Consider the following 23,548-nt stretch of genomic DNA (forward strand, 5'->3'; position numbering starts at 1 on the left):
TTCTGCGCAATCATCATCGACATCTTGCCGGTCGCTCGGGTGTAGCCATCCGCCATCATCCCCGCACTGCCTTCATGAGCACAGTCCCAGAACATGATCCCGGCCTTCGGGAACAAATCAGAGATCGGCATCATCGCAGATCCAATGATCCCAAACGCATGCTCAATCCCGTGCATCTGCAGAACCTTAACAAACGCCTCTTCCGTCGTCATCTTCATGTGGGTGATTCCTTATCTTTTCAGGACGCTGAAGCCCCTGTGAGTTACAGTATTTCGTCTTTGAGGTAGTAGCCGACATACGCCATGCGTTGTCCCAGACGGCGAAACGGCGTCAGGATGCCGTGGCTCGGCAACGGGGACGTGAAGATCGGCAGATCAAATGCCTTGTCCTTCTTGCCTGCAACCAGCTGCGCCATGCGTCGTCCGGCCTGAGCCGAGTACATCACGCCATTGCCGCCGTAACCCATGGCGTAGAACACGTTCTGCTCAGGATCCGGCCGGAAAATGCGCGGCATCATATCGTGGCTGACATCAACCCAGCCCCACCAGGAATAGTCGAGGTTGATATCCTTTAGCGCCGGGAACTTGCGGGCAAGTCCCTTCTTCAGCATGTCCAGATGTTTGCCGTTCTCGGCATCACGCCCTGTCACCGCGCTGCGGCTGCCGATCTGCATCCGATTGTCCGGCAAAAGGCGGTAATAGTGGCGCAGCGTTCGGGTGTCCGTCAGGGGGGATTTGGTCTGGATACCGCATTCATCCAGCTCGGCCTGTGTCAGAGGTCGTGTCACCATCGAGTTTGACAGGATTGGCATCAGGCGGTGCCTGGTGCGGGTGTTGAGACCCGGCGGAGTATAGCCCGCCGTTGCTAAGGCAACGGATTTCGCGCGCACAATACCACCCGGTGTATGCAAGTGATGTACTCCGCCTTTGGTCTGCCATCCCATGACCGGGCTGCCGGTGTGGATTTTCACGCCCAGCCTGCGCGCCATGCTGACATAACCGAAGGCCAGCTTGCCGGCGTGGATGCAGGTTCCGTCTGGTTCCCACATCGCGCCTGCGGCCTCCATGTCCCGCACATGTTTTTCATGCAGCTCATCTCGGGACAGGATACGCGAACCATAGCCGAACACATCGTTCAGCAACTTGCTCTCTTTCTTGAGCGACGACATGACTTTTTCACGATGCGCGATGTAGTAATGGCCGCCCGGCTGCGGATCACAATCGATTTCATCCGACGAGATCAGATCGTTGAACAACTCGAAAGCTTCAGTGACTTCGGCATGCATGCCTTTGGCCACATCTGTGCCCCAGCGCTGAATCCATTGCGACCGTTTCAGCCGCCCGGATGAGATCTGGGCCTGCCCGCCATTGCGGGTCGAGCATCCCCAGGCCACGGTATTTGCTTCAAGAACAACCGCTTGGATACCGTGTTCCTTGGCAAGGTGAATGGCAGTGGACAGGCCGGTATATCCCGACCCGATCACCACGACATCCGCATCCAGATCACTGGAGATCGGTCCGTCATCAGCCGGAGGTGTTCCGGCCGTTCCTATCCAATAGGTTGGCGCATGGTCGCGATTGTGACCCGGACCCGCATCCATGATGGGGTCATACTTTGGATCATAGCTGGCTTTGGGCCAGTGACGCGGGATGCTGTGGTCCACCATTCTTGTTTTTCTCCGAGGCTACGCGCAAGGCGGCGGATCAGGCTTTGAACATTGGGCGTGTCTTGCGAAGCGCCTGTTTTACGACGATCTTCCCGTCACGCACGGTAAACAGGTCTGCGCCTTCAGCTTCGACCCGCATACCGTCGGCATCGGTTCCCGAAAAGGTCCACTCGGACACGGCGCGATCGCCCTGGACAAAATGACTGTGGTGATCCCAGTGTGCGTCCTTCATGCCTGCCCAGACGCCTGAGAAGGCAGCGGCGATAGCTTCAGAACCTTCGACTTTGTTGCCGTATTTCTCGTCACCAGCCACGGTGTAGAACACGCAGTCATCGGCGAAATGGGTCATCACACCTTCGATGTCGTGACGGTTGAACGCGTCGAACGTGTCTGCCAGGTCCTGCGCAGTGAGGGTATTGCTCATGGTCTTGTCTTTCGTGGTTTTTCAGTTGGATGTTTCGTCGTCCCGGTATGGAACGACGAGCGTGGGGATATCTGCACGGCGAAGCACACGCTTGGCGACTGTGCCAAGGAACGTGTGCGAGAATCCGTGATCGTGGGCGCCCAAAACGATCAGGTCGCAATTGAGCTGATGTGCGCGTCGCAGAATCACTTCGGCGGGGTGTCCGTCGATGATTTCGATCGTTTCGATCTGATCCTGGATACCGCGATCAGCTTCGGGTAATGCAGCCCAGAATGCCTTTTGCCGCTCGGTCAGCACCGCCTTGACGTGGTCATGACGCGCTTTCAGAGCTTCATTGCGCGAGCCTGTATCTTGCATGAACATGCGAAGAGTTATCAGCGCGTCGTCGCTGAGGGGCTCGGAGACGTGCAAAACATGTAATTTTGCCCCTGTTGACGCGGCCAGGCTGGCCGCGTGCTTTAGGGCATAGGTGGAATTTCGCGACAGATCTGTCGCGAAAAGGATCTGCGTAATTGTTTGTTTCATGGTTTCAGTTCCCTTTTCCGTTCATTCGCGCCTAGTAACCGAACACGCGCGGCAGCCAGAGCGATATCTCGGGGAAGAACGCAATGATGAAGATCGCAATCGTGTTGATGAAGGCGAACGGCAGGGCGCGTAACGAAATCTCTTCAATCGAGATCTTCGATATCCCCGACGCGATGAACAGGTTTTCACCCAGCGGTGGTGTCTGGAACCCGATGCCCAGCGTACAGACCATAACCACACCAAAGTGGATCGGATCTATGCCCACGCTATAAGCTACGGGCAGCATCACCGGAACCAGGATCAGGATGGTTGCAAGTGTCTCCATGAACATGCCGACGAACAGCAGGAACAGGATCACAAGTGTCCAGATCACATAGATGTTGTCAGTAAAAGACAACATACCTTGCGCGATCACAGCCGGCACCTGGTTTTCAACCAATAGACGCCCGAATACTGTTGCCGTGAACATGATCAGAAGAACCCGACCGGTCAGCCAAGTGGTGGTTTCCAATGCACCGAACAGACTGCTCCACGACAGCTCGCGATAGATGAACGCGCCCACGATCAGCGTGTAGAAGATCGCAACAATGGCCGCTTCTGTCGGCGTGAAGTAGCCTGAATAGATGCCACCAAGGATCACCACCGGTGCCATCAGCGCCCAGAAGCCGCGATACATCTCGCACCACATAAGGCGTGCAGACCAGCCATCCGTACTGCCGGTGTAGTTGTTCTTTTTCGCTAGAATGTAGTTCATCAGCAGCAGGCTGCCTGCGATCAGGAAGGCGGGCATAAATCCAGCGATAAAGAGCTTCGGAATCGAAACGGTCTGGAACTGGCCGAATTCTTCTACAGCTTCAGGTGGGGGCGGCATGCCCAATGCAGCGATGCCAAAAATGATCAGCGGGATCGACGGTGGGATAACGATGCCCAGACCACCTGACGAGGCAGTTATGGCCGATGCAAAACCTTTCGAATAACCGCGATCGATCATGGCCGGGATCATCAGCATGCCAACGGCGGCAGTCGTTGCCGGGCCAGAACCAGAGATAGCACCGAAGAACAGGCAAGCCATGACGGTTGCAGCCGACATGCCGCCTGTGAACGGACCCGCGAAGCTTTCGGCGACATTGATAAGCCGTCGCGACAGCCCCGAGGCCTCCATCAAAGCACCAGCCAGAATGAAAGCGGGTAACGCCATCAGCGGGAAGGACCCAACCGAGGTAAAGGCGATCTGTACGAATTTGATCGGGTTTTCACCCAAGTAAAGAAAGGTGATCAAGGTTGAGACGCCAAGCGCCACGGTGATCGGAGCACCGATGAACAGCAGAAAGAGAAATCCGCCGAACAGCAGTGGGATAATTTCAGCGCCCATTACTTTTCTCCCTCAGAGCTGGAAGTGGTGTGGCTATGGCTTTCGGCCTCGGCTTTGACAGCATCTAGATCAATCGAATCCGGATCGACTATCTCTTCATCCAGCACGAGTTTTCGGTAATTCACCTGGATCACGCGGATGGTCATAAGGGTGAATGCGATAGGCAAGACGATATAGACCCAGCTCAGGTGGAACCCGAGGGTCTGCGACGACTGAAATCGATTCATCTTGTTGAAGATGAAATCAATCGCCAGATAGACGAAAACGACATTGAAGAAGATCCAGAAGAGATCCGCGAATGCCTCGATGTATTTGATCGCGCGGGGCGACAGGAACTTGAACTGAAACGTCACCCGATTATGGGCGCCCATCTTTGCCGCGTAGCTGGCGCCAAAGAAGACAAACCAGACGAACATGTAGATCGACAGTTCTTCGACCCAGGAAAACGAGAACGCAAATAGCGTTCTCACGATAACCTGAAGAAACAACAGACAAACGAATATCGCCAACAACGTGCGACAGATATAGCTTTCGATGTTGTCTACAAATCCCCAAAATTTCGACATCTGACCCTCCCTTTTTGTAGGGGGCACCGTCAGGCACCCCCCATTTCATGGACCTTTTGGTCCTTGCTTATTGCGAAACCGGCTCGCGGCCGATTTCAGCCAGCACAGCGTTGAGCTTTTCGACGCCACCGATGCTTTCATAAAACTTCGGCCACACGGCGGTGGTTGCCAGTTCGATGAATTCGGCCTCGTCGTTCTCAGGGTCGACGATTTCCATGCCTTTTTCGATCAGGATCTCTTTGATCTCAGCTTCCTTCTCGCGCAAGAAGTCGGCAGACGCCTGTGTCGCGGCTTTACCGGCTTCAAGAATGATCGCCTGATCTTCGGCGGACAGTTCCTGGAATACCTGCTCGGAAATGATGAGCGGTTCGATCGAGAAGATGTATCGGATGTTTGTCACATACTTCTGAACTTCGTAGAACTTCATCGCGTTGATGGTGGTGTAAGGGTTGTCCTGACCGTCAACAACTTTGGTCTGCAGCCCGGCGAAAGTTTCCGACCATGCCATCGGCGTCGGGCTGATACCCCAAGACTTATACGTGTCGATCATGATCTCGTTCTTGGGAACGCGGATCACGAGGCCTTCCAGATCGGCAACCGACTTGACCGGCTTTTTTGAGTTGGTGAGAACGCGGAAACCTGTGTAAGTCCAAGCGATGATGCGAACACCGGCGTCGTTGATTGTGTTCTCAGTCAGTTCCTGACCGATTGGGCCCTGGGTCAGCTTTTCGGCGTCCTCAAGGCTGAGGATCACGTAAGGCAGGGTGAACACGCCAACAGTCGGCGAGAACGGGGTAATGTTGTTGATCGCCAGCAGCGACATATCGAGCGTGCCAATGGCCGCGTCGTTGACGGTATCCTGCTCGGATCCGAGCTGACCGTTCAGGAAAAGAGTTGCCGTATGATTGCCACCCGATAGCTCTTCAAGGGCAGCTTTGAAGCCCAGTCCCGTTGCTTCTTGGCTGGAACCCCCGCTGTCGCCAACTGCGATTTTGAAGTTCTTCGCGTCAGCCGCGCCTGCGACCATCAGTGCGGCAACGGATACGGCTGCACTGATGGTGCCTAGCTTCTTGATAAATGACATGGATTTCCTCCCATTTGTCGTGTTTCGAGGTGCGCGCTGACCCGGGGAGAGATAGGCCAGTCCGATTCTACCTCGGCGACACGAAGCTAACTTGCCAACATGGTTTCGTCGTTGTTAATATTTGCGCGAAAGGTTTCACAAATATCAAACATACGATATGAAACAGAACAAACTTGATACCCGGATCGGGGACACCGACATCCGTCTTCTGCGCGTTTTTAAAACCGTCGCGGAAAGTGGTGGAATTACTGCCGCCGAGATCGAGCTGAACATCGGAAAATCGACGATCTCGAAACACTTGTCTGACCTGGAACTGAGGCTTGGCCTGAAGCTGTGCAACCGGGGACCGTCAGGATTTTCACTGACGGAAGACGGCGAGAAGGTGCTGACGGCGGCAGAAGACCTGCTTATTTCCGTGGCGCAGTTCAGAACCGAAGTCAACGAAGTCAAACAGCAATTGGCCGGCAGTATCCGCGTGGCTCTGTTCGATCAATGTACGACCAACCCTGAGGCCCAACTTGCCCGCACCATTCACAAGTTCAATGAGGCCGCACCGGCGGTTCACATTGAACTGTCGCTGGAACCTCCCAACGTGATCGAAACAATGGTCATCAGCGGGCATCTGGATGTCGGCATCATCGCGTTGCACAGACCATCGGCAAGCCTGGACTACACACCGCTCTACGGGGAAAACATGTTCTTGTACTGTGGGCAGGAACACCCCCTGTTTGATCGCCCAGATCCGGAGTTGCATTTGAGTGATCTTCGCAAGTTCAACTACGCCGGCTTGAACGTAAACTCTCCGAACCTCATCGTTGGTCAACAACTGGGGTTTCGACGTGCCGCCAAGGTGCAAAATGAGCAGGCACTGGTTATCCTGATACTTTCAGGCCGCTACCTTGGGTTTCTTCCGGACCATCTGGCGCAGGAATTTGTCGAACAGGGGATTATGAAGCAGGTTTTACCGCGGGAAATCAAATACAGAACCCGTTTCGCGGCCGTAGCCAGAAAACAACCTGCGCCAACACGCGTGGCCAAGTTGTTTCTGGAAACATTGGAAAAGGTGCATTCTCAGGTGCAGTAAGAACGTGCTCAGGGCGTCTTGTTTTCCAAACCCAAACCCGCCCGCCTGGAAGCAGCGCACGACGCGAGGCCGGGCGGATCAATCGCAGGCTGCGGTAACGATCATTTCGACCTTCAGAACATCACGGGCCAGTTTCGCCTCGCCACAGGCACGGGCCGGGGCGTGGCCCTCTGGCACCCAGGCATCCCAGACCGCGTTCATTTCGGCAAAATCGGCCATGTTCGACAACCAGATCACACATTGCAGGATGCGCGTCTTGTCACTGCCGGCCTTGGCCAGAAGGTCCTCGACCTTGGCAAGGATGTCACGGGTTTGATCCGCAACCGTTGCGGCATCCGAAACCTGTCCGCACAGATAGGCGGTTCCATTGTGTTTGACGATGCGGCTCATGCGCTGGCCGGTTTCGATGCGAGTGATGGTCACTACTGCTGTCTCCTGTCACGAAAGGTATCTTCCGACTGGGCGATAGAGTGAATCGATGCCAACTGCCACCCCGGGCATTCAACCATCGAATAATCGCCAACCTGCCGTGCGGGATCATTCAACCCGACAGCGCACTTATGTTGGGTGATCAAATATTTCGTGCGGTTTGGAGGTTCGACAAGTGACCTAACCTCTCTGTCGCTCTTCTTCCCAAGGTGTTGCAGTGCGTAGTGAGCCAGTCGGTCGGCGACCTGCAGACAGGTCGTTTTCACCGGTGTTCTTTCTGTCCTGTCTTGCGGTCATCCGCCAACGATCTGGGTGAAACATCCCGGTGTTGGGTGACAAGGAGTTTGACGGAGAAATCCCAGTCTGTTTTCAATCGGCACAGAGTTCCACCGCTCGCCTTAAACTCGGAGCGTCATATGCCACCCGACACTACCACCACAGTACTTTTTGCATTGCCGCTACGGGACAGCGAGGTTGGTCAACTGATGTCATTGGTTTTGAAAAAGGACGGGTGGTCATGATCCGCGATGTGTTGCTGCAACCGTATCAGCTGAAACATCTGACGCTGAAGAACAGGATCATGACGACCAGTCATGAACCTGCCTACCCCGAAGACGGCATGCCCAAGGAGCGTTATCGCGCCTATCATGAGATACGTGCGAAAGCTGGTGTTGCCATGACCATGACAGCTGGGTCTGCCACCGTCAGCCGCGACAGCCCGCCGGTATTCAACAACATCCTTGCCTACAAGGACGAGGTCGTACGCTGGATGGCTGAATTGACGGATGCCTGCCATGCTCATGGTTGCGCAGTGATGATCCAATTGACCCATCTGGGGCGACGCACGGGTTGGAACAAGGGCGATTGGCTGCCCTCCGTCTCTTCGTCGCATTATCGTGAACCGGCCCACCGGGCTTTTGCGAAGAAGATGGAAGACCATGATATTGAGCGGATCGTGAGCGATTATGCCGATGCAGCCGAACGTATGAAGGCCGCAGGTCTCGACGGAATCGAATTGCAAGCCTATGGCCACCTGATCGATCAGTTCTGGTCACCGCTCACCAATACGATGGACGCGCCCTATGGCGGCAGTCTCGACAATCGGTTGCGGTTCGGCTTCATGGTTCTGGATGCGATCCGCGACCGTGTCGGGACGGATTTCATCGTTGGCGTCCGCTACACAGCAGATGAGGTTGAAAAAGGCGGCATCACCGAAGAAGACGGACTGGAAATCGCCCGAAGGCTGCGCGACAGCGGTCAGGTCGATTTCCTGAACGTCATTCGCGGCCGTATTCATACAGACCCTGCCATGACGGATGTGATCCCGGTGCAGGGCATGAAAAGCGCACCACATCTGGATTTTGCCGGGCGCGTACGAGCCGAAATCGGGATGCCGACCTTCCATGCGTCACGCATTCCCGATGTGGCAACCGCACGACATGCAGTGGCGTCCGGGTTGCTGGATATGGTCGGCATGACCCGCGCACACATGGCCGACCCGATGATCGTGTCCAAAATTCAGGCCGGTCGGGAAGATGACATCCGCCCCTGCGTCGGCGCAACCTACTGCCTGGACCGGATTTATCAGGCCGGTGAAGCCCTTTGCATTCATAACCCTGCTACCGGGCGCGAATTGTCGATGCCGCACGTGATCACCGCGGCCAAGTCCCGCCGCCGGGCGGTCATCGTCGGCGCAGGGCCCGGAGGGCTCGAAGCGGCACGGGTTGCGGCAGAACGCGGTCATGACGTTACTGTTCTGGAAGCGGCCTCAGAACCCGGCGGTCAGGTTCGTCTGGCCGCGCAGTCCCGACGCCGGGCCGAGATGATCGGGATCATCGACTGGCGCATGGCGCAATGCGCTGCACGCGATGTCAGGTTCCAATTCAACACGTTTGCAGACGCGGGTGACCTAAAAGCATTTTCGCCCGATATTGTGGTTATCGCGACCGGAGGGTTGCCCGAGACGACGATATTGGAAACCGGCAACGATCTGGCGGTTTCGGCGTGGGACATCCTGTCCGGAGACGTGCACCCGGGCGAAAACGTGCTGATCTACGATGATGCGGGCGACCACCCGGCCCTTATGGCGGCCGAAATCATCGCCGAGTCCGGTTCGCGGGTTGAGATCATGACCCGCGACCGCAGCTTTGCGCCTGAAATCATGGGCATGAATCTGGTGCCATATATGCGTGCGCTGCAAAAAACGGGAGCGCTGTTCACCGTAACCCGGACGCTGAAATCGTTGGTACGCTCAGGCAATCAACTGGAAGCCGCCATTGGAACGGATTACTCGGATCTTGTTGAAAAGCGCATGTATGATCAGGTGATCGTCAATCAGGGCACCTTGCCTCTGGACGATCTCTATTTCGAACTCAAGCCGCTTTCGCGAAATCTTGGCGCTGTGGATCACGACGCTCTTGTCGCGAATTCGGGTGACATGTTTCCGCTGGTGAACCCGAAGGCTGACTTTGATCTGTATCGGATCGGAGACGCCGTTTCCTCGCGCAACATACACGCAGCAGTCTATGATGCGCTGCGGCTTGGCCTTCGGTGGTGACGCCGTCAGAGAATGCGCTTTGAACACGTACCACCGATTACCTGTACGGCATGAAACCACTTTTGCGCCCGAACGAAAAGGACCGGACATGAGCAATATTGAGGTCATCGAGACTGTTTGGATACCGCTACCTGACGGCACGAAACTCGCGGCGCGCCTGTGGCTGCCGGAAAACACGAAAATCGTCCCTGTGCCCTGCATCCTGGAATACATCCCCTATCGTCGTCGGGACAGAACACGGATGCGGGATGAAAGCATGCACCCGCATTTTGCGGACGCCGGCTATGCATCAATCCGCGTTGATATCCGGGGTTACGGTGACAGTGACGGCGTCTCCGAAGACGAGTATTCGCATCAGGAAATTCAGGACGGTCACGACGTCATCCAGTGGATTGCCGATCAGGACTGGTGCGATGGAAATGTCGGATTGTTCGGCAAAAGCTGGGGGGCATATAACGCGTTTCAGGTGGCGGCGACACGTCCTCCGGCGTTGAAGGCGATAGCCCCGGTTATGGGCACAGACGACCGGTGGCGCGAGGACATTCACTTTTACGGCGGATGTCTGGCCAACGACAATTTCTGGTGGGGCTCGATCATGCAGCTGTACAACGCCATGCCACCAGACCCAGAGATTGTCGGCGCGGACCGCTGGCTTGACATGTGGCGCGAGCGGTTGGAAGGCGCTGAGTTCTGGCCGGCCATGTGGCTGGAGCACCAGACCCATGACGAGATGTGGCGGCGCGGTTCGATCTGCGAGAATTATGCCGACGTGGATGTGCCGGTCTACTTTTTCGGCGGTTGGATGGATCTGTACCGGGATACGCCATTCCGCATCGCCGAACACCTCAGCGGACCGGTCAAGATCCTGATGGGGCCATGGGCGCATCTTTACCCGCATGAAGGGGTGCCCGGCCCCAAGGCTGATTTCGTCGGAGAGGTCATCCGGTTCTGGGATCACTGGCTGAAGGGAAAAGACACAGGGTTGATGGACGAACCGCCCTTGCGGTTTTTCCTTCAAGACAGCACAGCGCCGACCGGAACGCATCTGGAACGCACCGGGCGCTGGATCGAAGAGCCGAGCTGGCCGTCACCGAATATCACCAATGCGTCCCTGTGGCTGAATGAGCTGACGCTTGAGGCAGACCCCGTTTCCGGAGCAGAGCTTGCGATTTGCTCGCCGCAAAGCTTTGGGGCAGCCGCAGGTGATATGTGCTCTTTCGCCATACCCGGCGACATGGCGGCAGACTGCCGGATCGACGCCGCAGGCGCATTGCAGTTCAAAGCGGCACCACTTGAAGACGCACTTGATATTTTGGGGCAACCGTCCGCCGATCTGAAGGTGTCAGCAGATCAGGCTCAGGGCTTTGTCGTTGCATTGCTGGTAGACGAAGCCCCGAACGGTGCGCAGACGCTGATTGCACGGGGATTCTGCAACCTCAACCACCGGCTCAGCGATACAGAACCCACACCGATCACACCCGGAGAGGAGATGGCAGTAACCGTCCCGATGTATGGAACAGGATATCGGGTTCTGTCAGGTCATCGCATCGTCTTGCAGATTGCTTCGGCTTATTGGCCTGTTCTTTGGCCCGCCCCCGAACCTGTAACGCTTTCGATAAGGCCGGGTCGCTCGTACCTGTCTCTTCCCATCCGCAACCAAGGCATTGAAACAACAGAACCACGCCCGCTGCCCGAACCGATAGCGTCCGGTGCCCGGCCCAGAAAGACCAAAGTGAGATCGGGCTCGATGGAGCGCTCGGTCCACACGGACCTGACGAATGGCGAGGTAACTCACAGGTTTTTCCTTGACGGAGGCGTCTTCGGGCCGGTGGGTGATTTCTGTCTCGACGATATAGGGACGGTGCTCAGCGACGTGTCAGATCGGAGATATACAATCCGTCCGGGCGACCCGCTTTCGGCTGTTGCCACGATGGAGCAGACCGCCGGTTTCGACCGTGAAGGCTGGTCAGCCAGGATCTGGACCTATTCCGAACAACGGGCAACGGCCACCGAGTTTCATTTGATCTCGCGCCTGAAGGCATGGTCGGGGGAGGAGCTGATCTTTGAAGAAGAGAATTCGCATGTCATTCCGCGCAACGGAATGTAGTTGAAAACACTGTAGAACAATTGCGTTGAGACCCTTGACGGGACTTGCCTTTGCAGTCCTGTCAATCCAACCGAATGGTCCAAGCCTGCGCGGGAATGTCTGGACGGGTCTGTCGTTGCACCATGTACCGGTCAGAAACCCAAAGCGCTGCCGGATTTGATGGTATCCATTGAAACGAAGGTTTTGAACTTTCGAATATTTCCGTTTTCAAAGAACATCCGGCGGGTGAAATCTTCGTAAACCGCCATGCTTTCGACGACCACGACAACCATGAAATCCACCTCTCCGGTCACATAAAAGCACTGCTGGACTTCCGGAGCATTCAGCAGGGTTTTCTTGACGGTATCAATCTCGTCAGGGGTTTCGCTGACCAGTTCAAGTTCGACAAAGATGGTAAGCTGAAGACCAACGGCTGCCGGATCAACAATGGCGACATTGGCGCGGATCACGCCCTCGGCCTCCATCCGGCGGATACGGCGCTGCACAGAGGGTGCAGACAGGTTTACGGCCTCGCCAATCTTGTGCTGCGTGGTTTTGTTGTCTTTCTGCAGGATCCGCAGGATCGCGCGGTCGAACTCGTCTAATTGTGTCATGTGAAAGAAACTTGCATGATATGCATCAAACTAGAGCCCATTTTTCAGGTCAGTTGCAATAAAATTGTTTCGACCACGTTCACAATGCATCGAAGGGAAAGAGTCGCCGTGACCGCATTGACAGAAAGCCTGCCTGCGTTGCGCCATGAGTTTCATCGCAACCCCGAGCTTGGATTTCAGGAAATCTGGACCAAAGCACGGATTGCCGGGCATCTGCGAAGCTTGGGCATCGAGGTATACGAAGGTGTCGGCGTTGTGGGTGTCTTGAAGTCGGGCAAAGGCAACCATGCCATCGGGCTGCGCGCGGATTTCGACGCGCTGCCGATTACCGAGGTCAATACGTTTGCCCACAAGTCGCAGAACGAAGGTGTCATGCATGCCTGTGGACATGATGGCCACACGGTGATGCTGCTTGGGGCCGCCGAATTGCTGGCCAAAGATCCGGCGTTTGACGGCACGGTTGTCTTCCTGTTTCAGCCCAATGAAGAGCATGGGCTTGGGGCAAGGGCGATGATCGATGAGGGCGTTTTGAGGACCTTCCCGATTCAAGAGGTTTACGGCGCACACAATCTGCCCGGTGAGCCTGTTGGCCGGGTTTCAACCCGTGCCGGAGTGATCTGTTGCAGTGAAAGCCTGTTCGAGATCACGATTACCGGTCAGGGCGGTCATGCCTCGATGCCCCATGTCGGGCGCGAAACGATCACGCCTGCGGCGGAACTGGTATTGGCCCTGCAAACCATAGTTTCACGCAAGCTTGCACCTTCATCCGGCGCGGTTGTGTCAGTAACCGAGTTCATCACCGACGGGCAGCGAAATGTGCTTCCGGGGTACACGGTTCTGAAAGGTGACGCGCGGGCCATGTCACCGGAAGACCGTACGTTGATAGAGCGCAATATGCGCCAGATCGCAACCGGTGTGGCCGAAAGCCATGGCGTCGAAGTGACTGTGGATTTCCGCACCGAGTTCATCGAGGCAAACAACGATGACGATGCCGCATCGCACGTCATTTCAGCGGCAGCAGCCACGGGCCTTGAAGTGGACGGAGACCGCTCTGCTATGTCTTTTTCGGAAGATTTCGCTGAGTTTGCTGCCGTCGTGCCCGGGTGTTTCCTGCTTATTGGCAACGGGACCGAAGGATCAAATGGTCGTCCGCTGCACTCGGCTGATTACGATTTCAACGACGAACTGCTCCCGCTGGGCGCAAAATTCTGGGCAGAGCTGGTGCGGCAGCGCCTGCCGCTGAACCCCTGACAGGACACATGACCATGACAGAAATCATCGCTCATCAGGCAGGCAGGCCGGGTTTTGGCGCCGCTGCCGAAACCGTATTGACAAAACAGGATTTCGATCGCGCGGCTAAGGAAATCACCCAATGGGAGGGGTATGCGCCCACGCCTCTGCATTCTTTGCCCGCGTTGGCAGCCGAGATTGGCGTCGCGGAGGTCCACTACAAGGATGAAGGTCCCCGGTTTGGGCTTGGCAGTTTCAAGGCATTGGGGGGTGCATTTGCCGCGTTGCGTGTTCTGCAACGTGAAATATCACGCCGGACGGGCCAGGATGTGTCTTTGGAAGATATCCGCACTGGCCGCTGCGCTGATGAAGTTGCCGGGATCACGCTTGTTTCGGCGACCGATGGCAACCATGGTCGGTCCCTCGCGTGGGGGTGCAAACGGTTCGGCGCGCCTTGCCGGATCTACATTCACGCCGAAGTCAGTGAAGGCCGCGCGCAGGCCATGCGTGATCTGGGGGCTGACGTCATGCGCATCGATGGTGACTATGACGCCTCGGTCGATCAATGTCGACGGGAAGCCGACGAGAATGGCTGGTTCGTGGTTTCGGACACATCCTGGCCAGGTTACACCGACCCGCCGCGCGACGTGATGTCGGGCTACGGCGTCATGGTCAAAGAAGTCGTGAATGCAATGGACGCGGCGCCGACGCATGTCTTTCTGCAAGGAGGAGTCGGAGGGCTTGCCGCGGCAGTTGCGGCAGCATTGCGTCAGGCCTGGGGTGATGTCTCTCCGCGCGTCGTGGTTGTGGAACCGCATCTGGCCGCGTGTTTGTTCGAAAGCGCAAGGCAGGGGCAAGCCGCGTCTGTAGAAATCGATGAAGAGACCATTATGGCGGGTTTGTCCTGCGGTGTACCGTCTCCGATGGCATGGGAGATTTTGCGCAGTGAAGCCTCGGACTTTCTGACAATCGGCGATGAGCTGATACCGCCAACCGTCCGCCGCCTGGCGCGTCCGCAAGGCGCAGATCCGGTGATCGAAGCCGGAGAGAGCGGCGTTGCCGGATTGGCTGCATTGATTGAAGCGGCAAACAACCAAAAGCTTTTCCGGAAGCTTGGTTTGACGGCGCAGTCTCGTGTTTTGACGATCGGATCCGAAGGTGTGACGGATCCCGATATCTATGCCCTGATCATGCAAGGCGACGTGTAGCTCAGCCGCGTTTCTTGCGGTCGCAGATGCCAATCAGCTTAGTCCAAAACCCAGTTGCAATGGGTCCCAAGACGGTTGAATCCGACATATTGGCCTGCAACGGAGAAGTTCCATCAAACGACATTTCGATGTCGTAGGAGTTGTATACAGGCCTGCCCCGCATGAGTAGCCGTTGGCTATGATACGCGCGTTAAATGAAAACTGGGCGCTGTTCCTTGGGATGTTCATGCTAATGGTTGCCAACGGTCTGTTGGCGACGTTGCTGACGATCCGGGGGGCCAGCCTGGGCTTTAGTGACTTCACGATTTCCGTCATGCAGGCAAGCTATCCCTTGGGCGCGCTTGCGGGGACGGCGCTTGCCCCAAGGCTGGTCGAAAATGTCGGGCATATTCGGGCGTTTTCGGCCCTCGCCTCGCTGGTTTCAATTGCGGCCATTGTGCATCTGCTGACCAGCGACGCGATCAGCTGGAGCGTGATGCGCTTGCTTGGAGGGTTTTGCTATCCAGGGCTTTATGTCATCACCGAAAGCTGGCTGAACGCAAAAAGCGAAAACAGCATGCGTGCTCAGGTTCTGTCGCTGTATTTCATTATTCAGCTTGCCGGCCCAGCCCTCGGAACGGCCATGGTCGGTTTCCCCGACCCCACCGGAAACCTGCTGTTCGGCCTTGTTTCCATCCTGATTTCGCTTTCGATCGTGCCGCTTCTTCTGTCGGGCAACAGGGCGCCGGAATATGCCGCACCGGAACGCATGTCGGTTCCCGTGCTTTACAAGGTTTCGCCCATCGCAGTCATCGGCATCGTTCTGGTCAGCATCGGTGTCGCGGCGTCCTACATCTCGTTGCCGCTTTATGCGTTGCAAAACGGCTTTACGACGGCGCAGGCGTCAGGGGCGCTGGTGGCGGCGTTGATCGCCGGTGCGGTGGTACAATACCCGATCGGCTGGCTGTCTGATCACACGGACAGACGCTATGTGGTCATTGGGCTGGGCGTTATAACGACCCTGTCCAGTCTTTGGATGGCCATCGATACATCACCGTCTCATATCGTCTATGGTTTTGTACTGATCGCAATCGGGCTGTACCCTGCGTATTCGATCCTGACGGCGCATGCCAATGATCAACTCAAGCTGTCTCAGATCGTTCCGGCCAGTGGCACGATGGTGCTGCTACTGAATGTCGGCCTGCTGGTGGGAACCATGCTGGGACCGAACTCTATCTCTTTGTTCGGCGGGCGCGGTCTTCAGTTTCTTCTGGCGGTTATCGGTATTGCGGTCGCCCTTTTCGCATTGATCCGGCGTGTTCAGGTGGCCGCGCCCACCGACACCGGCGATGTGCAGGTCGTGGGGATTATCGGCACCGGGCAACCCGGGGTTTTGCAGGCCGAAACCTGGGTTCAGGAAGAAGAAACCAAGGCAGACCCGGACTCATCCCACGGGTTCAAAGCATAGGCTGTTTCATTCGCGTCAAGCGCGACGGACGTCGTGCCAATGTGGCGGTCAAACGGAGATCGAAGCCGCCTTTGAAGCACCGGACCATTCTGCACCACAGGACCCCGTCAGAAATCCGTCGCTCAACCGAATATCAGGATCAGCACCACGCAGGGCGCGCTCCAGTTCGCCCTGGGGAAGATCGCCGTCGATACGCTTTCGATACAGTTCGCACAGTTGATGGAAGCCGCCAGATTGCGGTGACAGGCGCAATGCCGAGATGCCAACCTGTTTCAGCAGGTCGATCTGATAGTCCGTACAGGCATAGCTGTCTGACAGGGTCTGCACACCGTTCATTGCCATGAACGGCTTGCCGTCACCCGTAAGAACGTCCAACCCATCCGGATCGTCTTCGCAGGCAAACTGGCAATTGTCCTTGCTGCGCCCATGCAATCGCGCGTGGTAACAGCGCCCGGAAATGGCCAGCGGCAACCTGCCATGCCCCCATATTTCGATCGCGACTCCCAAGTCCGAGGCAGCTTGCGCAAGCGTTTTGACCGAAGCGACGGGCAGTTCCGGCGGAAAACAAACCCGGCGCGCGCCCCGAGCGGCCAACCATTTCAAAGTGCCTTCGTTGTAGACATTTACCAACGGGCCAACGGTGAACGTGCAGGTGCCGGGCAAATGTGCCAACACGGTCAGATCGTTGATCTCGACCATGACGCCCATTTCTGCAAGCTCAGCCGTGAGTTTGCGCTCGCGTTTCAGAGTCACCAGGGCTAGGCTTGTCAGCGCAACCTCTTTGCCCGCTTCGACCAATCGGGAAATCGCCTCGGGGATACGATCCTGATAAAATGGCAAGCGCTTGGAACAGACCAGTTCTCCGAGCACGACGCGGTCGACGGGCGATCGGGCCAGATCATCGTAAAACGCAGCCCAGGTTTCGGCGGGCCAGAAGAACTGGTTCGGGCCTACTGTCAGATCCATCGGATTATCTCCACGTCTTCTTGTACGCGCCGGTCGTCATGGCCTGACCTTCGGACAATCGCGCAAGCATTCCTTCCGGCATCGGCTGGCCTGACTCCAGCGCATCGACCGCGACGCGAAAATTCCGAACGACCTGTGCGACATAGGATTTGGACCGTTGGCGCCCTTCGATCTTCAAGGCTGTCACACCTGCTTTTTGCAATTGCGGGATCAGCCGTTCTGCGTTCAGGCTGACGGGATCCTCGAACAGGTGCCCGGTTTTTTCACCGGCGGAAAAACACCCTTTGCACAATGTCGGATAAGGAGCGGGCTCATCCCGTTCGACGCGGTGGATCAGGTAACCGCCAAGGCGCGCGTTCAACGCGCCCTGTTCTTCTTGATACTGCACATGGCTGGCAGGAGAGCAGACACCGTTCATATTGGGAGACAACCCGGTGGCATAAGAGGACAGCGAGCATCGCCCCTCGGCCATGACACAAAGACCGCCGAACACGAAGACTTCGGTTTCGACGTCGGTTTCAGAGTTGATCGCGGCAATTTCCGGCACGGACAAAACGCGTGGCAAGACCACCCGTTTCACACCGAAGGTTTCGGCATAGAAATTGATCACGTCAGCATTGGCCGCCGCGGCCTGCACGGACAGGTGCCTGCGTAATCCGGGGTGGTGTCGCGCGGCGTAGTCCAGCAAACCCAGATCGGCGAGAATTACAGCATCCGCATCACAGGCTTCGGCATCCGCCACTGCCCGTTTCCAGATCTCTTCGCTGCCCGCCTGCGGGAAGGTATTGATTGCAACCAACACCTTCGATCCGTGATCGTGGGCAAAGGCAATTCCAGCCCGCATTTCAGCGCGATCGAAGTTGAGACCCGGAAAGTTGCGCGCATTGGTTTCATCATTGAAACCACAGTAAACAGTGTGAGCCCCGGCCTTGACAGCTGCACGCAGGGCGGTGGGCGTTCCCGCCGGGCAAACGATCTCCATTACCATAAAACAGCGTCCTCGGGTCGGGTCAGGTAAAGACCGGTTCGACGCTCTGCAAATGCGATGATCTGCTTCAGTGGGCGTGCAAGCGGGCCGGAAAGGGTTGCGGCCTCGTGCGCAAGATCCAGCTCTGCGTCGTCGATTGCGTAGCGCAACGCCAGTGCCGCGGCTGTGTCGCCCTCGATCACCAGATCGCGTGAAAAGAACAGGGCATCACCGTCAAACGCGCCGTGCACCAGCCCCAGCAGCGCGGCCAGTGGGCCGGAAATTCGCGCAGCCCCAACCACGCGCCCCCGACTCAACCTTATCCTTGGCGTGCCACCATTCGGTTCGAGGAGAAGGACAACCGGCAGATCCGTTGGATCGAGCACAAACGCGACCCGGCTGTAATCACCGAGCCGGTTGAGCAGGTCCGGGTGTTTCCCGGTTATCTTTCGGGAAAACGCCGTCAGTGACAGCGACAAAGGTGCAAGCGGAACAAACCGCAGGGTCGCTGCCAGAGCGGCAGGGCATCGCGGTATCTGGTTTTGGGGATCGGACAAACAGACCTCCTGCTGTCTCAACAAAGTGAACCGGTGCGGCCTTCCTAAAGCCGCCCCGGTACCCGGGACTTGACGGTTGTCAATTCGACCTGCCTCTTTCGCTGCTAGAGGGTGAGTACCACCGCCGGAGCAAACCCATTCGAACTCTGCCGCCATATCCCAGCCTTCGGCATTTTCTGAAATGGTGTCAGGAAACAGGACAGTTCAGGCGCATCCCTGACCCGGTTTCCGTGTGCCATCAAATGACCGCCGTCCACCGCGCTGTGTTAGAGGCCAATGGGCCGGTGTTGCAGTTTGACACACCGACAGGTGTACCCTCGGGGCAGTGCGACATACCGGTTGTGGTCAACCTGTTCGGAACTTCGGAACGCGTCGCCGCCGGACTGGGCGTTTCTTCCGAAGGGCTGGACGATTTTGGCGCATTTCTGGCCGCGCTTCGGGCCCCGACGCCCCCGGACGGGTTGCGGGATGCGCTGTCCCGGTGGCCGATGCTGAAGGCCGCATTGTCCACGCGACCGAAGCAGGTCAAAACCGCCGTTGTTCAGCAGGTTTGCCACCGCGGGGCCGATGTTGATCTCTCTTCGCTGCCGATCCAGACGCACTGGCCCCAGGACGTGGGGCCTCTGATCACCTGGCCTGTTGTCATCACCCGGCCCCGTGGCAGCGACCCCGACGCGGCACAGACTTACAATGCCGGCGTCTATCGCGTTCAGGTGCTGGACCGGAACCGTCTGATCATGCGCTGTTTGCCACATCGCGGCGGGGCCGCTCATCATCGCAGTTGGGCGCAGCACGGCGAAAAGACGCCGGTCGCAATTGTTCTGGGCGCAAACCCCGCGACCTTGTTGTCAGCGGCTCTGCCCCTGCCCGAAATGATGTCTGAACTGACATTTGCCGGGGCCCTGAACCAGAACCGGCCACGGTTGGTTCCAGCCAAATCCGTCCCACTGCTGGTTCCAGCAGATGCCGAGATCGTTCTTGAAGGCTGGGTTTCGCCAAGCGAGACAGCGCCCGAAGGGCCGTTCGGAGATCATACCGGGTATTACAATCCCGCCGAGCCTTTTCCGGTGATGTATGTCACGGCCGTGACCCATCGCGAAGCACCTTTGTACCTGTCAACCTATACCGGACGCCCGCCAGACGAACCTGCCATCATTGGCGAAGTGTTCAATCGCCTTGCCTTGCCGACCATTCGCGCTCAAATTCCCGAAATCCACGACCTCTGGCTGCCGCCTGCCGCCTGTTCCTATCGCATCGCCATCGTCGCCATCGACAAGCGATATCCGGGCCAGGCCCGACGTGTGATGATGGCGCTTTGGGGAATGCTGCCGCAATTCAGTTATACAAAGATGATCGTTGCGGTCGACGCTGATATCGACCCCCGAAACTGGGACGATATCGCTTGGGCGCTTGCCACGCGCATGGATCCAAGCCGTGATGTGATGACCCTGGACAGGACGCCTATGGATTATCTGGATTTCGCCTCACCCGAACCCGGCTTGGCCGGAAAGATAGGAATCGACGCCACGACAAAAACAGGCAGTGAAACACGGCGGGAATGGGGGACGGTCATGCGTACCGACAAGGTTGATCACGCATTTGCGGAAGACCTGATAAACAGATTGATGCCGGAGCTGAGAACATGACGAAAACCCGTGTAGTCTTAGGCGTATCAGGCGCTTCCGGTGCGGTTCTGAGCCTTGCGGTGGCACGACACTTGAAATCGGCGGATATCGAAATCGATCTGGTCGTCAGTCCAGCTGCCCGTCTGACGCTTGCGCAGGAATGCGGCCCGGATGCTCTGAAGGAATTGCGGCAGTCGGCAACCCGTCATCACGCGTCCGCGAATGTTGGGGCCAGTATAGCGTCCGGTTCGGTGCCGGTATCCGGGATGATCGTTGCGCCCTGTTCCATGCGATCACTGGGTGCGATCGCGCATGGCTTGGACGACAACCTGTTGACACGCGCGGCCGGAGTTCAGCTCAAAGAACGACGCCCACTGGTTCTGCTGACACGAGAAGCGCCGCTGACACTGGCGCATTTGCGCAATATGACAGCCGCCGCAGAAATGGGAGCCATCATCCTGCCCCCTGTGCCTGCTTTCTATTTGAATCCAGCCAACATAACCGAAATCGCAGATCAGATCGCAGCGCGCGCAGTTGATTGTCTGAAGGTTTGCGACCCGGCGACGAAACAGTGGCATCCCAAAAATGAGGTGGACCTTGTCGAACGGTCCGAAAGCGAATTTCATATTCCATAGCCACAGATCGCGGATGAGATCTGCGGCCATGGGATGACCTTGATCGGGCGTGGCCGGTTGCTTCAGCCGCGTAGCCTGCCACCCTGAGGATCGAACGGCGCCCCTGTCAGCACCCGTGCTTTATGTGGTTTGCCAATCACCTGGATCACCACTTCATCTCCGGGCTGTGCCACCTCGGGGTTGCGGAAACCCAATGCCAGAGATTTCCCGACTGAATAACCGTACGCCCCCGATGTGACGCGGCCGACAGGCGTACCATCAGGTGTAAAGATCGGCTCACTGCCGGTGGCGTCGGCATCCTCGGTGACGTACAATTCGAAGACGGACAGGACCTCGCGGGGTGCATTGTCCTTTATGGACAGATAGGCGGCTTTGTGCAGGAAGTCCTTGTCCAGCTTGATCAGACCCGTCAGCCCGACTTCTTGCGGCCAGTATTCCTGAGAATACTCCCGTCCCCAGGACCCATAACCCTTTTCGATGCGAAGCGACCCAAGCGCTCGTCCACCCACGTGGCCGCCGCCGCAGTCTTTGGCGGCTTCGAGCAACGCAGAGTAAAGCGCGACCTGATCGGACTCGGCGCAGTGCAGTTCCCAACCCAGATCGCCGGTAAAACTGACCCGGATGGCCACGCATTCAACACCTGCAACGGTGATCTTCCGGGACCGCATGAAGCGGAACCCTTCGTTGGAAAGGTCTGTATTGGTCAGGCGCGCCAGCGCCTCGCGTGATTTCGGGCCGGCGATGTTGAACCCCGCAACGCGGTCTGTTGCGACTTCAAGGGTCGTACCCTCGGGCATCTCAACCATTTGAAAGAAACGCTGATGATAGCGTTCAGCCATACCGGAGCCAATCATCATGTATTCGTCTTCCGCAAGCTTGGTGATGGTAAAGTCACCCGCCACGCCACCGCGAACCGAGATCAGCGGCGTCAGGCAACTGCGGCCCACATCGGTGGGCACGCGATTGGCCACCAGACGATCCAGCCAGTCATAAGCGCCCGGTCCCTTGATCACGTAGTTGGCAAAGTTCGAGATATCGATGACACCCACGCTGTCCCGCAGCATCTGCACCTCGCGCCCGACCGGATCAAACCAGTTCTGACGGGTAAAGCCGGCGGTCTCTTCTGTGCCGGGTTCATCGGCAAACCACAGTGGGTGTTCCCAACCACAGTTGAGACCAAAGACACAGCCCATCTGTTTCTGCATCTCGTAGGCGGGGCGCACACGGGCCGGGCGGCCTGCGCTGCGTTCTTCATTCGGGAAGTGGATTTTGAAGCGATGGGTGTAGGCGTCTTCGACTCGGGCCTTGGTGAACTTCTTGTCGGCCCAATCGCCAAAGCGGGCGAGATCCCAGGCGAACATGTCATATTGCGGCTCACCCTCGATCATCCATTGCGCCGCCAGCAGCCCCAGCCCGCCGGATTGCGAGAAGCCAGGGATCAGACCGCCACAGAGGAAATAGTTCTTCAGCTCGGGCACCGGTCCCCACAGCATGTTGGCATCGGGCGACCAGATCATCGGGCCGTTTATCACCCGTTTCACCCCGGCTGTGGCAGCGACCGGTACACGTTCGGTGGCGCGGATCACGTTTTCCATGATCCGGTCCAGATCGTCGGGGAACAGATCATGAGCGAAGTCGAGCGGCGTGCCGTCTTCGGCCCAGAACTTCATATCTTTTTCATAGGCACCGATCAGCAAGCCGTTGCCCTCTTGTCGGAAATAATACTCGCCGTCCCGGTCGGCGATAGACGGCAGACGGCGGCCCAGGCTGGCCACTTCGTCGATGCTCTCGGTCACGAAATACTGATGTTCAGTCGGTTGCAGTGGTAGGGTCAAGCCTGCCAGCGCTCCGACCTCGCGCCCCCAGAGACCCGCCGCGTTGACCACCCATTGGGTATGAATGTCACCCTTGGTCGTACGAACGATCCAACTGCCATCGGGTTGCTCTTCCGTGGCGATCACCGGGCAGAACCGCTCGATGGTGGCCCCCATCGCACGGGCCCCGGCGGCATAGGCATGTGGAACACCCGACGGGTCCACATTGCCGCCATCGGGTTCGTACATGATGCAGCGGATGTCATCAAACTGCGCCAGCGGGTGCAGCTCTTTGGCCTCTTCCCGGCTGACCTCGTGGAAATTCAGCCCATAGAACCGGGCCTTCGCCTCTTGCAGGCGCAACTGCTGCTCGCGCTCTTCGGTCTGGGCCAGATAGAGCGATCCGGGCTGGAACACCCCGCAGCTTTGGCCGGTTTCCTTCTCCAACTCCTTATACAGGTTCATCGTATAGTGCTGGATACGGGTGATATTGTTGTTGTCATGCAGACCGTGAATATTCGCCGCCGCATGCCAGGTTGAGCCGCTCGTCAACTCGTCGCGTTCCAGCAGAATCGAGTCCGTCCAGCCAAGCTTGGCGAGGTGATACAGGATCGACGTACCGGCAAGGCCGCCGCCGATGACAACAGCTTTTGCATGGGTTTTCATGAGTTATGTCCTTGGATATGGCGCGG

General features: G+C 57.3%; 21 protein-coding genes. 8 read left to right on the forward strand and 13 right to left on the reverse strand.

Annotated elements, in window-relative coordinates; translation table 11 throughout:
- From AC2FJB_RS10715 to AC2FJB_RS10745, 7 genes are all read right to left on the reverse strand, one after another.
- Window positions 1-218, reverse strand: a 218-nt coding sequence (locus AC2FJB_RS10715) for a thiamine pyrophosphate-binding protein (RefSeq protein ID WP_496718488.1), incomplete at its 3' end; no start/stop codon positions are given.
- Between the two features lie 44 nt (window positions 219-262).
- The gene (locus AC2FJB_RS10720; RefSeq protein WP_496718486.1) at window positions 263-1,666 is read right to left on the reverse strand and encodes an NAD(P)/FAD-dependent oxidoreductase; all 1,404 of its coding nucleotides are present in this window, start codon (window positions 1,664-1,666) and stop codon (window positions 263-265) included.
- A 37-nt stretch (window positions 1,667-1,703) separates the two neighbouring features.
- Window positions 1,704-2,090, reverse strand: coding sequence for a nuclear transport factor 2 family protein (locus AC2FJB_RS10725; RefSeq protein WP_496718484.1), 387 nt, complete (start codon window positions 2,088-2,090; stop codon window positions 1,704-1,706).
- A 21-nt stretch (window positions 2,091-2,111) separates the two neighbouring features.
- Complete coding sequence (locus AC2FJB_RS10730; protein WP_117873625.1) at window positions 2,112-2,615, reverse strand: universal stress protein; 504 nt, start codon at window positions 2,613-2,615, stop codon at window positions 2,112-2,114.
- 31 nt (window positions 2,616-2,646) lie between these two features.
- Window positions 2,647-3,987 carry a TRAP transporter large permease gene (locus tag AC2FJB_RS10735; protein WP_117873627.1) on the reverse strand — a complete coding sequence of 447 codons (1,341 nt, stop codon included), beginning with the start codon at window positions 3,985-3,987 and terminating at the stop codon, window positions 2,647-2,649.
- Entirely contained in the window at window positions 3,987-4,553 is a 567-nt protein-coding gene (locus tag AC2FJB_RS10740; RefSeq protein ID WP_117873629.1) for a TRAP transporter small permease, read from the reverse strand. The genes AC2FJB_RS10735 and AC2FJB_RS10740 overlap by 1 nt, the downstream gene beginning before the upstream one ends.
- Window positions 4,554-4,620: 67 nt before the next feature.
- Entirely contained in the window at window positions 4,621-5,637 is a 1,017-nt protein-coding gene (locus AC2FJB_RS10745) for a TRAP transporter substrate-binding protein (protein ID WP_117873631.1), read from the reverse strand.
- Window positions 5,638-5,794: 157 nt separating this feature from the next.
- Here AC2FJB_RS10745 and AC2FJB_RS10750 point away from each other — a divergent pair, with 157 nt between their 5' ends.
- A complete protein-coding gene (locus AC2FJB_RS10750) occupies window positions 5,795-6,721 on the forward strand; it encodes a LysR family transcriptional regulator (protein ID WP_299901817.1) in 927 nt (308 codons plus the stop codon).
- Window positions 6,722-6,799: 78 nt separating this feature from the next.
- Here the strand turns inward: AC2FJB_RS10750 and AC2FJB_RS10755 are convergent, their stop codons facing one another.
- Window positions 6,800-7,144, reverse strand: coding sequence for a RidA family protein (locus tag AC2FJB_RS10755; protein ID WP_496718482.1), 345 nt, complete (start codon window positions 7,142-7,144; stop codon window positions 6,800-6,802).
- A 523-nt stretch (window positions 7,145-7,667) separates the two neighbouring features.
- Here AC2FJB_RS10755 and AC2FJB_RS10760 point away from each other — a divergent pair.
- Window positions 7,668-9,707 (forward strand): oxidoreductase, encoded by a 2,040-nt coding sequence (locus tag AC2FJB_RS10760; RefSeq protein WP_496718480.1) that lies wholly within the window; start codon window positions 7,668-7,670, stop codon window positions 9,705-9,707.
- An 88-nt stretch (window positions 9,708-9,795) separates the two neighbouring features.
- On the forward strand, window positions 9,796-11,814 hold the full coding sequence (locus AC2FJB_RS10765; protein WP_496718478.1) for a CocE/NonD family hydrolase: 2,019 nt from the start codon (window positions 9,796-9,798) through the stop codon (window positions 11,812-11,814).
- 131 nt (window positions 11,815-11,945) lie between these two features.
- Here AC2FJB_RS10765 and AC2FJB_RS10770 read toward each other — a convergent pair whose 3' ends face one another.
- Window positions 11,946-12,407, reverse strand: a complete 462-nt coding sequence (locus AC2FJB_RS10770) for an Lrp/AsnC family transcriptional regulator (protein ID WP_496718477.1) — start codon at window positions 12,405-12,407, stop codon at window positions 11,946-11,948.
- A 108-nt stretch (window positions 12,408-12,515) separates the two neighbouring features.
- On the opposite strand from AC2FJB_RS10770, the gene AC2FJB_RS10775 reads away from it, so the two are divergent.
- The 3 genes from AC2FJB_RS10775 (at window position 12,516) to AC2FJB_RS10785 (ending at window position 16,292) form a co-directional block, all read left to right on the forward strand.
- Window positions 12,516-13,658, forward strand: coding sequence for an amidohydrolase (locus AC2FJB_RS10775; protein WP_496718476.1), 1,143 nt, complete (start codon window positions 12,516-12,518; stop codon window positions 13,656-13,658).
- A gap of 14 nt (window positions 13,659-13,672) precedes the next feature.
- Window positions 13,673-14,845: a diaminopropionate ammonia-lyase gene (locus AC2FJB_RS10780; RefSeq protein ID WP_496818297.1), complete on the forward strand. Its 1,173-nt coding sequence runs from the start codon at window positions 13,673-13,675 to the stop codon at window positions 14,843-14,845.
- 178 nt (window positions 14,846-15,023) lie between these two features.
- Window positions 15,024-16,292, forward strand: coding sequence for an MFS transporter (locus AC2FJB_RS10785; RefSeq protein WP_496718474.1), 1,269 nt, complete (start codon window positions 15,024-15,026; stop codon window positions 16,290-16,292).
- A gap of 48 nt (window positions 16,293-16,340) precedes the next feature.
- Here the strand turns inward: AC2FJB_RS10785 and ubiV are convergent, their stop codons facing one another.
- The 3 genes from ubiV to ubiT are packed head-to-tail and all read right to left on the reverse strand — an operon-like array spanning window position 16,341 to window position 18,782.
- A complete protein-coding gene (gene ubiV / locus AC2FJB_RS10790; RefSeq protein ID WP_496718473.1) occupies window positions 16,341-17,258 on the reverse strand; it encodes a ubiquinone anaerobic biosynthesis protein UbiV in 918 nt (305 codons plus the stop codon).
- 4 nt (window positions 17,259-17,262) lie between these two features.
- On the reverse strand, window positions 17,263-18,240 hold the full coding sequence (ubiU, locus tag AC2FJB_RS10795; protein ID WP_496718498.1) for a ubiquinone anaerobic biosynthesis protein UbiU: 978 nt from the start codon (window positions 18,238-18,240) through the stop codon (window positions 17,263-17,265).
- The gene (ubiT, locus tag AC2FJB_RS10800; RefSeq protein ID WP_496718472.1) at window positions 18,240-18,782 is read right to left on the reverse strand and encodes a ubiquinone anaerobic biosynthesis accessory factor UbiT; all 543 of its coding nucleotides are present in this window, start codon (window positions 18,780-18,782) and stop codon (window positions 18,240-18,242) included. Before ubiT ends, ubiU begins: the two co-directional genes overlap by 1 nt.
- Window positions 18,783-18,919: 137 nt before the next feature.
- Here ubiT and AC2FJB_RS10805 point away from each other — a divergent pair, with 137 nt between their 5' ends.
- Entirely contained in the window at window positions 18,920-20,428 is a 1,509-nt protein-coding gene (locus tag AC2FJB_RS10805; protein ID WP_496718497.1) for a UbiD family decarboxylase, read from the forward strand.
- The gene (locus AC2FJB_RS10810) at window positions 20,425-21,042 is read left to right on the forward strand and encodes a UbiX family flavin prenyltransferase (RefSeq protein WP_496718471.1); all 618 of its coding nucleotides are present in this window, start codon (window positions 20,425-20,427) and stop codon (window positions 21,040-21,042) included. The genes AC2FJB_RS10805 and AC2FJB_RS10810 overlap by 4 nt, the downstream gene beginning before the upstream one ends.
- A gap of 62 nt (window positions 21,043-21,104) precedes the next feature.
- Here AC2FJB_RS10810 and AC2FJB_RS10815 read toward each other — a convergent pair whose 3' ends face one another.
- Window positions 21,105-23,522: a GcvT family protein gene (locus AC2FJB_RS10815; protein ID WP_496718470.1), complete on the reverse strand. Its 2,418-nt coding sequence runs from the start codon at window positions 23,520-23,522 to the stop codon at window positions 21,105-21,107.
- Window positions 23,523-23,548: the final 26 nt, after the last annotated feature.

The sequence above is a fragment of the Ruegeria sp. CDSC085 genome (assembly GCF_059610465.1).

What these genes read in the sequence shown, in the direction of transcription:
- AC2FJB_RS10720 (WP_496718486.1), bottom strand. Translation starts at nt 1,666, where the DNA reads ATGGTGGACCACAGCATCCCGCGTCACTGGCCCAAAGCCAGCTATGAT.
- AC2FJB_RS10725 (WP_496718484.1), bottom strand. Translation starts at nt 2,090, where the DNA reads ATGAGCAATACCCTCACTGCGCAGGACCTGGCAGACACGTTCGACGCG.
- AC2FJB_RS10730 (WP_117873625.1), bottom strand. Translation starts at nt 2,615, where the DNA reads ATGAAACAAACAATTACGCAGATCCTTTTCGCGACAGATCTGTCGCGA.
- AC2FJB_RS10735 (WP_117873627.1), bottom strand. Translation starts at nt 3,987, where the DNA reads ATGGGCGCTGAAATTATCCCACTGCTGTTCGGCGGATTTCTCTTTCTG.
- AC2FJB_RS10740 (WP_117873629.1), bottom strand. Translation starts at nt 4,553, where the DNA reads ATGTCGAAATTTTGGGGATTTGTAGACAACATCGAAAGCTATATCTGT.
- AC2FJB_RS10745 (WP_117873631.1), bottom strand. Translation starts at nt 5,637, where the DNA reads ATGTCATTTATCAAGAAGCTAGGCACCATCAGTGCAGCCGTATCCGTT.
- AC2FJB_RS10750 (WP_299901817.1), top strand. Translation starts at nt 5,795, where the DNA reads ATGAAACAGAACAAACTTGATACCCGGATCGGGGACACCGACATCCGT.
- AC2FJB_RS10760 (WP_496718480.1), top strand. Translation starts at nt 7,668, where the DNA reads ATGATCCGCGATGTGTTGCTGCAACCGTATCAGCTGAAACATCTGACG.
- AC2FJB_RS10765 (WP_496718478.1), top strand. Translation starts at nt 9,796, where the DNA reads ATGAGCAATATTGAGGTCATCGAGACTGTTTGGATACCGCTACCTGAC.
- AC2FJB_RS10770 (WP_496718477.1), bottom strand. Translation starts at nt 12,407, where the DNA reads ATGACACAATTAGACGAGTTCGACCGCGCGATCCTGCGGATCCTGCAG.
- AC2FJB_RS10780 (WP_496818297.1), top strand. Translation starts at nt 13,673, where the DNA reads ATGACAGAAATCATCGCTCATCAGGCAGGCAGGCCGGGTTTTGGCGCC.
- AC2FJB_RS10785 (WP_496718474.1), top strand. Translation starts at nt 15,024, where the DNA reads ATGATACGCGCGTTAAATGAAAACTGGGCGCTGTTCCTTGGGATGTTC.
- ubiV (WP_496718473.1), bottom strand. Translation starts at nt 17,258, where the DNA reads ATGGATCTGACAGTAGGCCCGAACCAGTTCTTCTGGCCCGCCGAAACC.
- ubiU (WP_496718498.1), bottom strand. Translation starts at nt 18,240, where the DNA reads ATGGAGATCGTTTGCCCGGCGGGAACGCCCACCGCCCTGCGTGCAGCT.
- AC2FJB_RS10810 (WP_496718471.1), top strand. Translation starts at nt 20,425, where the DNA reads ATGACGAAAACCCGTGTAGTCTTAGGCGTATCAGGCGCTTCCGGTGCG.
- AC2FJB_RS10815 (WP_496718470.1), bottom strand. Translation starts at nt 23,522, where the DNA reads ATGAAAACCCATGCAAAAGCTGTTGTCATCGGCGGCGGCCTTGCCGGT.